Source organism: Micromonospora qiuiae (assembly GCF_016863555.1).
Taxonomy (GTDB): Bacteria; Actinomycetota; Actinomycetes; order Mycobacteriales; family Micromonosporaceae; genus Micromonospora; species Micromonospora qiuiae.
This window is the reverse complement of sequence record NZ_BOPC01000009.1, coordinates 65,559-79,209: the sequence shown is the minus strand read 5'-3', so window position 1 is coordinate 79,209 and position 13,651 is coordinate 65,559. Positions and strand designations below refer to the sequence as shown.

At 73.3% G+C, this 13,651-nt stretch carries 11 protein-coding genes and 1 pseudogene; 6 read left to right on the top strand and 6 right to left on the bottom strand.

The features are described 5' to 3' along the window. Positions 1-27: 27 nt before the first annotated feature. Both Vqi01_RS02990 and Vqi01_RS02985 read left to right on the top strand, forming a co-directional pair. Entirely contained in the window at positions 28-228 is a 201-nt protein-coding gene (locus tag Vqi01_RS02990) for a hypothetical protein (protein WP_204032741.1), read from the top strand. Beyond that, positions 228-1,013 (top strand): site-2 protease family protein, encoded by a 786-nt coding sequence (locus tag Vqi01_RS02985; RefSeq protein WP_204032740.1) that lies wholly within the window; start codon positions 228-230, stop codon positions 1,011-1,013. The genes Vqi01_RS02990 and Vqi01_RS02985 overlap by 1 nt, the downstream gene beginning before the upstream one ends. Before the next feature lie 58 nt (positions 1,014-1,071). Here Vqi01_RS02985 and Vqi01_RS02980 read toward each other — a convergent pair whose 3' ends face one another. Beyond that, positions 1,072-2,070 (bottom strand): aldo/keto reductase family protein, encoded by a 999-nt coding sequence (locus tag Vqi01_RS02980; protein WP_204032738.1) that lies wholly within the window; start codon positions 2,068-2,070, stop codon positions 1,072-1,074. An 83-nt stretch (positions 2,071-2,153) separates the two neighbouring features. Beyond that, positions 2,154-3,902: pseudogene (locus Vqi01_RS02975) on the bottom strand (WG repeat-containing protein); the annotation flags it as partial. Positions 3,903-5,384: 1,482 nt separating this feature from the next. On the opposite strand from Vqi01_RS02975, the gene Vqi01_RS02965 reads away from it, so the two are divergent. Then, positions 5,385-6,689, top strand: a complete 1,305-nt coding sequence (locus tag Vqi01_RS02965; protein ID WP_204032733.1) for a hypothetical protein — start codon at positions 5,385-5,387, stop codon at positions 6,687-6,689. 436 nt (positions 6,690-7,125) lie between these two features. Here Vqi01_RS02965 and Vqi01_RS02960 read toward each other — a convergent pair whose 3' ends face one another. Beyond that, positions 7,126-7,686, bottom strand: coding sequence for a helix-turn-helix domain-containing protein (locus tag Vqi01_RS02960; RefSeq protein ID WP_204032731.1), 561 nt, complete (start codon positions 7,684-7,686; stop codon positions 7,126-7,128). A 68-nt stretch (positions 7,687-7,754) separates the two neighbouring features. Between Vqi01_RS02960 and Vqi01_RS02955 the strand changes: the two genes are divergently transcribed. Together Vqi01_RS02955 and Vqi01_RS02950 are read left to right on the top strand one after the other, a co-directional pair. Further along, complete coding sequence (locus Vqi01_RS02955; RefSeq protein ID WP_239098136.1) at positions 7,755-8,597, top strand: AzlC family ABC transporter permease; 843 nt, start codon at positions 7,755-7,757, stop codon at positions 8,595-8,597. Next, on the top strand, positions 8,591-8,899 hold the full coding sequence (locus Vqi01_RS02950; protein WP_204032730.1) for an AzlD domain-containing protein: 309 nt from the start codon (positions 8,591-8,593) through the stop codon (positions 8,897-8,899). The genes Vqi01_RS02955 and Vqi01_RS02950 overlap by 7 nt, the downstream gene beginning before the upstream one ends. Before the next feature lie 57 nt (positions 8,900-8,956). On the opposite strand, the gene Vqi01_RS02945 is transcribed toward Vqi01_RS02950, so the two are convergent. The 3 genes from Vqi01_RS02945 to nadA form a co-directional block, all read right to left on the bottom strand. After that, positions 8,957-9,556 (bottom strand): DUF3043 domain-containing protein, encoded by a 600-nt coding sequence (locus Vqi01_RS02945; protein ID WP_204032860.1) that lies wholly within the window; start codon positions 9,554-9,556, stop codon positions 8,957-8,959. Between the two features lie 87 nt (positions 9,557-9,643). Next, positions 9,644-10,999 carry a UDP-N-acetylglucosamine 1-carboxyvinyltransferase gene (gene murA / locus Vqi01_RS02940; RefSeq protein ID WP_204032858.1) on the bottom strand — a complete coding sequence of 452 codons (1,356 nt, stop codon included), beginning with the start codon at positions 10,997-10,999 and terminating at the stop codon, positions 9,644-9,646. Between the two features lie 220 nt (positions 11,000-11,219). Further along, the gene (gene nadA, locus Vqi01_RS02935) at positions 11,220-12,407 is read right to left on the bottom strand and encodes a quinolinate synthase NadA (RefSeq protein WP_204032728.1); all 1,188 of its coding nucleotides are present in this window, start codon (positions 12,405-12,407) and stop codon (positions 11,220-11,222) included. A gap of 59 nt (positions 12,408-12,466) precedes the next feature. On the opposite strand from nadA, the gene Vqi01_RS02930 reads away from it, so the two are divergent. Continuing rightward, positions 12,467-13,606, top strand: coding sequence for a glycerate kinase family protein (locus Vqi01_RS02930; RefSeq protein ID WP_204032726.1), 1,140 nt, complete (start codon positions 12,467-12,469; stop codon positions 13,604-13,606). Positions 13,607-13,651: the final 45 nt, after the last annotated feature.

Sequence of the window (13,651 nt, the reverse complement as noted above, 5' to 3'; positions counted from 1 at the left end):
ACATCAGCGGCGAGGGGAGACGCGCACATGTCGTGGAGCTGGCGGTACGAGGGCGCGAACGGCGAGCCGGTCGACGGGCCGACCGAGTCGTTCGGCAGCCAGGCGGACGCCGAATCCTGGATCGGCCAGACCTGGCGGGAGCTCGCGGCATCCGGCGTCACCTCGGTAGCGCTCGTCGAGGACGATCGGGTGGAGTACCGGATGAGCCTGCTGCCCGCGGCGGAGTGATGAGCTCCCGGGAGCCGCTGGTGCTCGGGGTGCCCCGGGCGGCGTTGCGGCCCAGCCCGGTCTTTCTCGCCCTGGTCGCGCTGCTGGTCACCAGCGCCGTGCTGATCTGGCACGGGATCGGCAACGTCCGGCTCGCGGTCTTCGGGTTCGTCGTCTCCGGCTGGCTGGTCTCGCTCTGCCTGCACGAGTACGCCCACGCAGTGGTGGCCTACCGGGCCGGCGACCGGAGCGTGGCCCATCGCGGCTACCTGACCCTCAACCCGCTGAAGTACAGCCACCCGCTGCTGTCCATCGCGCTGCCGGTGGCGGTGGTGCTGCTCGGCGGCATCGGCCTGCCCGGCGGCGCGGTCTGGGTGGACCGGCACGCGATTCCCGGGCGGCTGCGGCACACCCTGGTCAGCCTCGCCGGCCCGGCCACCAACGTGCTGTTCGCCCTGGTGCTGGTGGCGGTGCTGCGGCTCGGTGCGCCCGGCGGCGGGCCGGTGGAGTTCTGGGCCGCCGTGGCACTGCTCGCATTCCTCCAGGTCACCGCCAGCGTGCTCAACCTGCTGCCGGTGCCCGGCCTCGACGGCGGCAACATGATCCAGCCGTGGCTGAACCCGCAGTGGCGCCGAATGTACGACCTGTTCGCGCCGTACGGCTTCATCCTGCTCTTCGCGTTGCTGTGGAACCCGCGCATCGGTGGCTGGTTCTTCGACGCGGTCTTCGCGATCGGCGGCTTTCTCGGCCTGCCGCCGTGGCTCTACTTCACCGGCCTGGAGCTGATCCGTTTCTGGCAGGGCTGACCCGGCGCCGCCACCGTGGCCCGGCCGGCGTGCGGAGACGTCGGCCGGACCGGCCGGTTCAGGGACGCTCGGCAGGGGACTCGGTACGCGCCGGATCCCGCTCGGTCACCGGGTCGACGATCTCGTCGATCGCCTTCAGCAGGCCGGCGTCGAGCTTGACGCCGGCCGCCTTGACGTTGTCCTGCACCTGCTGCGGGCGGGTCGCCCCGACGATGGCCGAGGAGACGTTCGGGTTCTGCAGCACCCAGGCGATGGCGAGCTGGGCCATGCTCAGCCCGGCCTGATCGGCCAGCGGCTTGAGCTGCTGGACCCGGGTCAGCACGTCGTCGGTCAGCCACTTGGCGATGAAACCCGCGCCGGACTTCTCGTCGGTGGCGCGGGAGCCGGCCGGTGGCGGCTGGCCGGGCAGGTACTTGCCGGAGAGCACGCCCTGCGCCATCGGCGACCAGACGATCTGGCCGATGCCCAGCTCCTCGCTGGTGGGGATGACCTCGCTCTCGATGACCCGCCAGAGCATCGAGTACTGCGGCTGGCTGGACACCAGCGGGATGCGCAGCTCCCGGGCGAGGGCGTGGGCCTCGCGGATCTGCGACGCCTTCCACTCCGACACGCCGATGTAGAGCGCCTTGCCGGAGCGTACGATGTCGGCGAACGCCTCCATCGTCTCCTCCAGCGGCGTGCTGTAGTCGTACCGGTGGGCCTGGTAGAGGTCCACGTAGTCGGTCCGCAGCCGGCGCAGCGAGCCGTTGATCGACTCCATGATGTGCTTACGGGACAGACCCCGGTCGTTGCGGCCCGGCCCGGTCGGCCAGTACACCTTGGTGAAGATCTCCAGGCCCTCGCGCCGTTCCTGCTCCAGCGCCCGGCCGAGCACCTCCTCGGCGCGGGTGCCGGCGTAGGCGTCCGCAGTGTCGAAGGTGGTGATACCGGCGTCCAGGGCGGCTCGGACGCAGGCGAGCGCCGCCTCCTCCTCGACCTGTGAACCGTGGGTGATCCAGTTGCCGTACGAGATCTCGCTGACGATCAGGCCGGAACGGCCAAGGTGTCGGAATTCCATACGCTGACCCTAGCCCGCCCCCGGCCTGAGCTGCCGGTCAGACCGGCCCGCAGCCGGGCGGATCCCGCTGCCGGATTCCCGGCTCAGAGCACCGGGCTGGCGTCCGTGAGCAGTGCCTCGATCTCCGCGACGACCTCGTCCGGATGGTGGAACACCGGGTCGATCAGCGGCCCTCCCCGCCGGTCGAGCGCGCCCCAGCGGCCACCGCCGTTGGTCGCCAGGAAGGCCACCGGGTGGATGAGCAGCGCCGGGTGCGCCGGTGAGACGATGACCTGGCCCTTGCGGTCCACCACGCCCTTGCGGCCGGCCAGGTCGACCACGGCCAGTCCCTCGTCGGTGAAACCGTCGACGTACCGGCCGTCGGCGAGCGCGGTGTGGAAACCGTGGTAGCGGGTGGGCACCACGATCTGACCGGTGCGGTCGACGGCACCCCAGCCCTCGCGGCGTACCGCCGCCACACCTCTGCGGAACGGCCGCACGTCGGCGAAGCCGGGTGGCACGACGACCTCTCCGCCGGTGTCGACGGCCAGCCAGCCGCTCTCGTCCCGTACCACCCAGGCCAGGCCGTCGGAGAAGGGGCGGGCCGCGAGGTAGGTCGGCTCGATGACGGTCTCGCCGGTCAGACCGATCAACGACCAGCGGTCCGTCTGCGGGCCACGCACCCAGGCCAGGCCGTCGGAGAACGGCTGTGCCTCGGCGTACCGCGCCGGCACGACCATGTCGCCCTCGCTGTCCGCGTAACCCCAGAGCCCCTGGCCGCCGTCGCGCGCCGGGACCGGGTCGCGGTCACGCTCCAACACCTCGTCCCAACTACGTGGGTACGGCCCGAAGCCACCCTCGGCGGCGCGGGCGGCGATCGCGTCCAGTCCGATCCGGACCCGGGCCAACAGTTCGGGGTCGCCCTCGCCACGCAGGTCGAGAGCCCGCTCGAAGTGGTGGCACGCCTCGATCAACCGTCTTTGGTCGTAGCAGCAGCGGGCGGCGTGTTCGTGCAGGGCGGCGCGCAGCCGATCGGGCAGCTCGGCCGAGTTCGCCTCCGCGAACAGCCGGTCGGCCTCGGCGAACTCCCCGCGCCAGCGCAGCACCTGCGCCAACCGCGCCTGAGCGAGGGCGACACGGCGCAGTTCACCGGTCGCCTCGGCGTAGGTCAACGCCATCCGGCCGTCGTCCAGCGCGTCGTCGAAGTCGCCGAGGACTCGTGAGACCACCGCCCGCAGGCTCAACAGCCGCGCCCGGGACCGGTTGTCGAGGGCCGAGGCGAGCTTGTCGGTCAGCCGTTCCCGGATCGTACGCAGTTCCTCCGGGTCGTCCGCGACCTCGCGCAGCGTCGTCGGGTCGAGCCGCCAGCGGTAGCTCGCCAACACCTGCTCGGGGTCGGGCGGCGGCTCGGGTACCACGGCCACCTCCTCCACCGCCTCGCCGTCCGCAGAGGATGGCGGTGGTGTTTGGCCGTCCGCAGAGGATGCCGGCGCTGGCTCGCCGTGCGTGGAGGATACCGGCGCTGCCTCGCTGTGCGTGGAGGATGGCGGTGGTGTTTGGCCGTCCGCGGAGGGCGCCGGTGACGCGGAGAGCGGGCGTGCCAGCGGTGCGGCGGTCGGTGGTGCGGAGACCGGTGGTGCGGAGGCCGGGGGTGCGGAGGCCGGTGGTGCGGAGACCGGGGGCGCGAGGTCGGCCGGGGGCGCGTCCGAGGCCGGGAACGTGGAGATCGGTGGCGCGGAGGCCAGCGCGTTCGGGTCCGTCGGTGCCGGCAGCGCGTTGGAGGCCGGTGGCCCGGAGGTCGGGCGTGCCGGTGGTGCGGCGGCCGGTGGTGCGGAGGTCGGGTGTGCCGGTGGCGCGGAGGTCGGTGGTGCGGAGGCCGGGCGTGCCGGTGGTGCGGAGATCGGGGGTGCGGAGGCCGGCGCAGCGGGGGGTGGCGGTGCCGGGGGTGCGGAGGCCGGGCGTGCCGGTGGTGCGGAGATCGGTGGTGCGGAGATCGGTGGTGCGGAGGTCGGGCGTGCCGGGGGTGCGGAGGCCGGTGGTGCGGAGATTGGTGGTGCGGAGGCCGGCGCAGTGGGGGGTGGCGGTGCCGGGGGTGCGGAGAACGGTGCGGCCACCGGCGGCGCGGGTGGTTCTGCGGCTGATGGCGCCGGTGGGGCGGGCGGCACGGAGACCGGCGGCGCAGGCGGAGACACTGGCGCCCACGCTGGTGGCGCGTCGGTGGCGGGCGGAGCGGAACGCGCCCAAGCGGGTGGCGCGCCGGTCTGCCCGGTGGCGGGTGGAGCGGAAGCCGGGTGGGCGGTTGACGCGAAGAGCGAACCGGCCGCGGCGGGAGAGACCGGCGTGGCCGGGGCCGCCGGCCTCGACGTGGGAGCGTCGTCGGATCGGAGCGATCGTGCGTCCGCCGGTCCGGACACGGGCTGGGCCGGGTCGGGACCGGGCGACCCGAACCATGCCTGCGGGCCGTCGGCGGGCGGCTGGATCGGCGTGGGCTCGTCCGACCTGGGTGGTGGCGGGATGTACCGGGTCGGCTTCCGGGCGGCCGGAGCAGCGGCTGCATCAGTCCCGCCGCCGGCCTGAGACGGCGACGGGGGCGGGGGCGGCGGCTGGTCGGCGGGATAGCCCAGCGGTCGGGCCGGGAGCCCAGGCCCGGGAGTCGCGGGGCTGGCAGATGTCGGGCCGGGAGTCGTCGAATGGGGACTCGTCGGGCGGGGAGTTGTCGGGCCGGGAGTCGCTGGCGCGGAAATGGGTCGGTGCGTGGGCGGTGCGGAAATGGGTGGGTGCGTGGGCGGTGCGGAAATGGGTGGGTGCGTGGGCGGTGCGGAAATGGGTCGGTGCGCGGGTGGCGCGGAAACCGGTGGGCGGGTGAGTGGCGCGGAGACGGGTCGTGCCGTGGGGGAACCGGCGGCGGGTGGCGCGGCGGCAACCGACGGTGCCACCGGCGGCGGGGTGGCCACGACCGGCTGGTCGAGCAGGGGCGCGGGACGGACCTGGTGCCCGTGCAGCGGGGCCGGGCGTACCTCGTGCTGGTGCAGGGGTGCCGGCCGTACCATGTCTCCGGCCGGTGTGGGGTCTCCGGCGGAAGTCGCCGGTCGGCGCGGGCCAATCGGATCGGGCCGATCGTGATCGGCATGTGCGGCGGGTCGTCGGTCCCGGTCCGGCCCGGGGCCGTGGCGCCATTCTCTGTCGACGGTCGGGGAACCGGGCCGATCCCGGCGGATCGCGTCCGGACGGTCGCGCTCCGGTGCCGGGGACACCGGCCGGACCCGCCCGGCGGGGGAGACCGGCGGGGCGTACTCCGGTGCGGGAGAGACCGGCAGATCGGGCACCACCGACAGGTGTGGACGGTCGGGTCGAGGTGGCTCGCGGTCGGGCGCGGGGGAGACGGGTCGGTCGAGGTCGGGCCGCTGCGCGGCCGGTTGGTCGGGCGCGAACCGTTCGGGGTCGCGCACGCCGGGCCGGAGATCGTCGTGCCGGGGACGGTCGGGCGGAGGCGTGCCCGGCCGCTGGTACTCGCGGTGGTTCCGGCCGGTGCTCGGCCGCAGCGGTGCCGGCTCTGGCCAGGGCAGGCCGCTGACCGGAGAGCCGGCGAACGCCTGTGGGTCTCGTGCTGTCGGCGCGGGGCGGACGCGTCCCGGCGACCAGTCGGGGTCTCGCCACTCGTCGCGCGGTTCGCGAACCGGCTCGTCGTCGACGTAACCGTCCGGGTACGGGGCACTGTCCGGGTCCCCGACGCTGAACTCCTCCCGGTACCCGTCCACCCGGAGGCCCTCGTCGTACGCGGGCTCGCCGGGGTGGCTGCTCCACTGGTAGCGAGGGCGCTGCTGGGTACCGTCGCCGGTGTTCCCACGGCTCGCGGTCTCGGCCGATCGCGGTGGGGCGGCGGGCCGACGCCGTTGCTCGCTCGGCTCCGGCATCCAGTCGGGCTCCGGCTGGCCGGGAGAAACCGGCGCGGTGTACCGGTACTGGTCGCGGTCGGTTGGCTCGGATCGGCGTGGCCACTGGGCGTGGCGGTCGGGCTCGCGCTGGTCCCGTCGGTCGGCGTCGCGGCGGGGGTAGCCGTCGGCGTCACGATGGCCCGGCCACTGGGCGTGGCGCTCGGGTTCGCGCCGGTCGGTGTCGCGTTGCGGGTAGCGGCCGGGTTCGCGCTGGTCGCGGCGGGGCGGTGCGCCGGTCGTCGCACCTGGGGGGCCGACGTCGGACCAGGTGACTCCGTCGCGCCCGCGGGGCGGCTCGGTCTGCGGGAAGCGCCGGCCGTCGGGGCGCTCCGGCCGCGAGACGGGATACGGCCCGTCGTGCCGGTTACCGTTCGACCCGCCGTGGCGTCGCGGTTCGGGTGCATCGTGCCGGCCCGGCCAGCCGTCCGGCTCGTCCGCCCAGGACCGGCCCACGTACGTGCCGTCGGGTCTGGTCGGCGCGAGCGGTGGCACCTCGGCCCGTCCGACGGCGTTGGCCCGGCCCCGCGCCGACGGCGGCTGATGGTGGTCGACGCCGATGTCGCCCGGGTAACGCTGGCCCGGGAACTGTGGCTGCCATTCGCTTGTCGGCTCGACCACCCAGGACGGCTCGCCGGGATCGTGCCACCGGTCGGCGTAGCCGCGGCTCATCCTGCCGACCTGTCGGTATGGTCGCAGGACCGGTGATCGGCGCGGCAGGTGGCGGTACGCCCTTCTCGGACCGACCGGAGAGAGCCGACGACGTCGGGCCACCCGGGCCCGGCCGTGGCGAGCCGGTGAAGCGGCGTCCGCCCGCTCACGGCCGCGCCCCGGTGGTCGGCTCGCGTCCGCTCGCTCACGGCGATGTCACCTCGTCGGAAATGGTCGCGCTGGGCGCCCCCGGGAACCGGTGAAGTCGCTCGTCCCGGCTCCGAATGGCTGCGGAAGGAGGGTAGCGGCGCGGGCTCGTTCACCGCCACTGTGGCGCGGCGCCGCAGTCAAACGTTATCCCACTGATCCGGATATCTAGGTCATTGCCGGAATCGAACTTCTGACAGCACTCCACCCTTTCGTCGGGCTGCGGTCGCCGGATCCGCCCCGCACCTCGGCAGTGCCGCGACTCCGGCCGCCCGCTGGCCGGGTGTCACGGGTGTTCCATGATTAGTACGGCGAAGGTGCCCGGTTCGAGGGCCTGGTAGCGGTGCGGCGCGTCACCGGGGAAGGTCGCGTAGTCGCCCGGGCCGAGTTCCACCTGCTCATGCTCGGGTCCGCATCGCAGCCGGCCGGAGCCCACCACGATGTGCTCGACGCTGCGCGGGGTGTGCGGCTCGGCGGTGCGGACCCCGTCCGGCTCCAGTTCGATCAAATAGACGTCGCGGCGTGCATGCGCGGTGCCGGCGCTCAGCAGCGTGCCGGTGAAGTCGGCGTGCTCGGACCGGATTCGCGGCCCGTTGCCGGCCCGGATCACGCGCACCCCGGTCGCCGGTGGTTCGACGAGCCGGCTGAACGGCACGTCGAGCGCCACGCCCAGCGCCCACAGCGTCTCCACGCTCGGGTTGCCTACTCCCGACTCGAGCTGGGACAGGGTGGATTTGGCGATACCGGCGCGTCGGGCGAGTTCGGTCAGTGACAGACCGACTCGTTGCCGCTCGTGGCGCAGGGCTGCGGCGATGGTGGCCAGCGGGGGAGAGGGCGGTGTGGGCATTTGTTCGCTCCGGCGTTCAGTTTGTTCGATTTGACGAACGGTAGGGGGCGTGTTCATTATGCTGAACCGTGCGTACACCAGAACGAACGCCGGGGGTACTGCGGGACGTCGCCGCCATCGGCGCGGCGATGGCGGCGGTCGGTGCCTCGTTCGGCGCCATGGCGGTCGCCGCCGGGCTGCCCGGCTGGGCGACCGTCGCCATGTCCGTGCTGGTGTACGCCGGGGGCGCGCAGTTCATGGCGATCGGGCTGATGTCCGCTGGCAATCCCGTGGCTGCTGTCCTCGCCGGGTTGCTGATCAACGCCCGGCACCTGCCGTTCGGCCTGGCCCTCGGCGACACGATCGGGCACCGGCTGCGGCACCGGCTGCTCGGCAGTCACCTGATGACCGACGAGGCGACCGCCTTCACGCTGGCCCGGCCGGCCGGTGCCGCCCGGCGGCGGGCCTTCTGGCTCGCCGGCGCCCTGCTCTTCCTGGCCTGGAACGGCGGCACCCTGCTCGGCGTACTGGTCGGTGGGGTGGCCGGCGACCCGGCCGCGTTCGGGCTGGACGCCGCGTTCCCGGCCGGGTTGATCGCCCTGCTGCTGCCCTCGCTGCGGGACCGGGACACCCGGCGGGCCGCGCTGGGCGGCGCGGCGGTGGCCGTGCTGACCACGCCACTGCTGCCGGCCGGCCTCCCGGTGCTGCTCGCCCTGGCCGGCCCGGGGCTCCTGGCCGTAAGTCGGCTCAGACGGCGGCACCCGGCACCGGCCGATGACGCCGACGTGCCGGTGGCCGCCGCGTCGGCGGAGGAAGCCGGGGCGGTGCCGGCCGGGGCAGCGCACGCTGGGACGGTGCCGGCCGGGGCAGCGCACGCTGAAGCGGTGCCGGCCGGGGCAGCGCCGACCGGACACGAGGAGGAGTCGTGCTGATCGCGGTGATCGTGGCGCTGGCCGTCGGGACGTACGCCTTCCGGGTCGCCGGGGTGTTGCTGCGGGACCGACTCGACCTGCCGACCTGGGCGCGGCAGTTGCTGCCGGTCGGTGCGGCGGCGCTGCTGGCGGCGCTGGCGGCGACTGCGGCGCTGACCGAGGTCGGCCGGTTCGCCGGCTGGGCCCGGCCGGCCGGCGTCCTGGTGGGAGTGCTGCTGGCGTGGCGGCGGGCACCGTTCGTGCTGGTGGTCGTCGCCGCCGCCGGCACCGCGGCACTGCTGCGACTGCTTGGCGTGCCCTGAGTGCTCAGGCGAGGGCGCCGATGGCGCCGGTCAGACCCGGGTCGCCGATGGCGCTGGTCAGACCTGGTCGCCGATGGCGACGCGGGGCTCCGGGGTACGCAGCTTGCGGAAGGTGATTGCCCGCATGATGGCGTAGAGGTAAAGCGACCCCATCCGCTGGGTGGTCTGCGGGAAGCGGGCCAGGACCAGCTTCTTGATCTTCCGTGAGATGAGCACCGAGTCGATCACCACGCCCAGGGCCAGCGCGCCCCACAGCAGGTTGGAGGCGAGCCGGATCACCGGGGGCATCGCCTGGTTCGAGCCGATCAGCACGACCAGGGCACCACCGAAGAACCAGGTGCCGACAGTACGCCGGGAGTCGACCACGTTGCGGGCCAGCAACCGCTCCGGACCCCGGTCGCGGGGGCCGCCCTCGCGCCGGAACTCGGCCGCCGCCTCAGCACGCCGTTGCCGCCGGAGCTCCTTTGTCTCTTCCTTGGTCAGCGGCTTCGTCGCACCCGGCGGCCGGCGGCCGGCCGCGGGCCGCTTCGGCGTCTCGCGCCCCTTGCCCGGGGTGTAGCCACGCGGACGGGTGGAGACGGCCTCGTCCTCGACCGGGGCCACCGCCTCGGTGGCGGGGTCGGCGAGGTCAGCGGACTTACGGCGAAACAGCGACAGCACGCGGCAAGGGTAGCCAACGCCGCGTGTCCGGTGCACATCGCGGTGCACCGGACACGGGCAGGTGAGTCGGTGGTACGCCCCGGATCAGGGCCGCTCGACGTGCGCACCGAGGTCGGCGAGCTTGGCCTCGAAGTCCTCGTAGCCCCGGTTGATCAGGTCGACGCCGTACACGCGGGAGGTGCCCTCGGCGGCCAGCGCGGCGATCAGGTGGCTGAATCCGGCCCGCAGGTCCGGAATGACCAGGTCGGCGGCGTGCAGTTTGCTCGGTCCGGCTATCACCGCCGAGTGCTTGAAGTTGCGCCGGCCGAAGCGGCACGGGGTGCCACCCAGGCAGTCCCGGTAGACCTGGATGTTGGCGCCCATCGAGTTGAGTGCCTCGGTGTAGCCCAGCCGCTGCTCGTAGACGGTCTCGTGGACGATCGACAGGCCGCGGGCCTGGGTCAGCGCGACGACCAGCGGCTGCTGCCAGTCGGTCATGAAGCCCGGGTGCACGTCCGTTTCCAGGGCCACCGCGTTCAGCTCGCCGCCCGGGTGCCAGAACCGGATCCCGCCCTCCTGGCCGGGGTGACCCAGCTTCGGCGGCCGGGCGTCGGTCACCTCGTACTCGCCGCCGACCGAGCGGAAGACGTTGAGGAAAGTCATCATGTCGGCCTGCTCGGCACCCAGCACCTCAACGTGACCACGGGTGGCCAGCGCCGCCGCCGCCCAGCTCGCCGCCTCGATCCGGTCCGGGATCGGCCGGTGGGTGTAGCCGTGCAGCTTCGGCACGCCCTGGATCTCGATCACCCGGTCGGTGTGCACCTTGATGATCGCGCCCATCTTCTGCAGGACGCAGATCAGGTCGATGATCTCCGGCTCCACAGCGGCGTTGCGCAGCTCGGTGACGCCCTCGGCCATCACCGCGGTGAGCAGCACCTGCTCGGTCGCGCCCACGCTGGGGTAGGGCAGCGCGAACTTGGTGCCGCGCAGGCCGTTCGGCGCGGACAGGTGCAGCCCTTCGGGCGTCTTGTCGACCGTGGCGCCGAACTCTCGCAGTGCCTGCAGGTGGAAATCGATCGGCCGCGGACCGATGTGACAGCCGCCCAGGTCGGGTATGAAGGCGTGCCCGAGACGGTGCAGCAGCGGACCGCAGAACAGGATCGGGATCCGGCTGGAGCCGGCGTGCACGTTGATCTGGTCGGTGCTGGCGCTCTCCACGTTCGCCGGGTCGAAGATCAGTTCGCCGTCGTCGTCGCCGTCGGTGACCTTGACGCCGTGCAGCCCGAGCAGGCCCCGGACCACCTCCACGTCACGGATCTTCGGTACGTCGAACAACCGGCTCGGGCTGTCGCCGAGCAGCGCGGCGACCATCGCCTTGGAGACCAGGTTCTTCGCGCCGCGCACGCGGATCCGCCCTTGCAGCGGGGTGCCTCCGTGTACGACCAGGACGTCGTCGGTCAACGCAACCTCCAGCGCGTGCGTGCTGCCGTTTCGATGTGTGGACACCACGGGTCGCTACCCGCGAACCGGTCGCGGGCAAACGTCGGCCCGGGTGTTGTCGCCCGGGCAGCATAGCCCTCCGTGACGAGTTTGGATGCGGTCACACCGTCGGGAGGACATCAATCGGTGATCCGGCACTTTTTCGCACCTTCCGCATTACGGAGGGTGAGCGTCTGTCCGTTCAGGAACCAGGCAGCGCCAGCATCTGGTCCAGCGCGACCCGGGCGTGGTGGGCGGTGTCGGCGTCGACGGTGATCTGGTTGACCACCCGGCCGGCGACCAGTTCCTCCAGCGCCCACACCAGGTGCGGCAGGTCGATGCGGTTCATCGTCGAGCAGTAGCAGACCGCTCGGTCGAGGAACATGATCTGCTTGTCGGGGTGGGCCAGCGCGAGCCGGCGGACCAGGTTCAACTCGGTGCCGACCGCCCAGGCGGAGCCGGCCGGGGCCGCGGAGATGGTGCGGATGATGAACTCGGTCGAGCCCACCAGGTCGGCGGCCTTGACCACCTCGTGCCGGCACTCCGGGTGCACCAGCACGTTGACCCCGGGCACCCGCTCACGGACGTCGTTCACGCTCTCGAGGGTGAACCGGCCGTGCACCGAGCAGTGCCCGCGCCAGAGGATCATGCGCGCGTCGCGCAGTTGCTCCGGGGTGAGCCCGCCGCCCGGCTTGTGCGGGTCGTAGAGCACACAGTCGTCCAGGGAGAAGCCCATCTCCAACACCGCCGTGTTGCGACCCAGGTGCTGGTCGGGCAGGAAGAGCACCTTCTCACCCTGCTCGTACGCCCATTCCAAGGCACGCTTGGCGTTGGAGGAGGTGCAGACCACACCGCCGTGCCGGCCGACGAAGCCCTTGATGTCCGCCGAGGAGTTCATGTAGGTGACCGGGATCGTCCGCTCGGCCACACCCACGTCGGTGAGGACGTCCCAGGCGTTCTCGACCTGTGGCAGCGCGGCCATGTCCGCCATCGAGCAGCCGGCCGCCAGGTCGGGCAGAACGACGCGCTGCGCGTCCGAGGTGAGAATGTCCGCGCTCTCGGCCATGAAGTGCACGCCGCAGAAGACGATGTACTCCGCGTCCGGCCGGGCGGCGGCCTCGCGGGCCAGCTTGAACGAGTCGCCGGTCACGTCGGCGAACTGGATCACCTCGTCGCGCTGGTAGTGGTGGCCGAGCACGAAGACCTTGTCGCCGAGCGCGGCCTTGGCCGCCGCCGCCCGGGCCACCAGGTCGGGATCGCTCGGCGCCGGCAGATCGCCCGGACACTCCACGCCACGTTCGGTGGCGGGATCGCTGCCACGGCCGAGAAGCAGCAGCGCGGTGGCGGTGTTGGAGGGTTCAACCCAGGTCGACGACGTCACGCGGTCCATGGTCCCACAGCGAAACCGCTGCGCAGCCCCCACCGGTGTGGGCTGCCACACTGCCAGACATGCGCGTACTGCTCTGCCCGGACAAGTTCGCCGGCACGCTGCCGGCCCCCCAGGTGGCCGCCGCCGTGGCCGACGGTTGGCGGGAGGTCGCCCCCGCCGACGACCTGCTGGTCAAGCCCCTGGCCGACGGCGGACCCGGTTTCCTCGACGTGCTCGCCGAGGCGCTGCCCGGTCGGCGGGTGCCGGTCTCGACGGTCGATCCACTGGGCCGCCCGGCCGCCGGTGAGATCCTGCTCACCGACGACGGGACGACCGCCTGGCTGGAAAGCGCGCAGGCGTGCGGGCTGCACCTGCTCGACGACGCCGAGCGCGATCCGTTGGCCACCACGTCGTACGGGCTGGGGCTGCTGATCGCCGCCGCGGTCGAGGCCGGCGCCCGTACGGTGATTGTCGGGTTGGGTGGTTCGGCGACCAACGACGGTGGCGCCGGGATGCTCACCGCGCTGGGCGCCGTGCCGCTGGACGACACCGGCCTGGCGCTGCCGTACGGCGGCGCCGCGCTGGCCGCCGTGGCCACGCTCGACGGCGCGCCCCGGCTGCGCTCCGCGCGGCTGATCGCCGCCACCGACGTGGACAACCCGCTGCTCGGGCTGCACGGGGCGAGCAACGTCTTCGGACCGCAGAAGGGCGCCGACCGCGCCGACGTGCTGCTGCTCGACGCCGCGCTGCAACGCTGGGCCGAGGTGCTGGAACGGAGCCTGCCAGGCTGCCCCACCGGGCTGGGCGCGCTGCCCGGCGGAGGGGCCGCCGGCGGCGTCGGCGCGGCACTGCTGGCCCTCGGTGGCCGCTGCGAGTCGGGAATCGGGCTCGTCGGGCGTGCCGTCCGGCTGGACGCCGCGCTCGACGAGGTCGATCTGGTGATCACCGGGGAGGGCAGGTTCGACCACCAGTCGCTCCGCGGCAAGGTGGTCGCCGGAGTGGCCGGCGCCGCCCGCGACCGGGGCGTACCCTGCGTCGTGCTCGCCGGGCAGGTGAGCACGGGCCGGCGCGAGGCGGCGGCGGTCGGGGTGACCGACGCGTACAGCCTGGTGGAGCATTTCGGCGGTGAGGAACGCGGCGGTCTGGCCGCGGCCCTGGAGCGCCCGGCAGAGGGCCTGCGGGCGCTCGGCGCCCGGCTGGCCCGGCAGTGGAGCCGCTGATCGTGACGACGGCTGGCGCCGCTGCCCGGGTGACCGGGCGCTGGG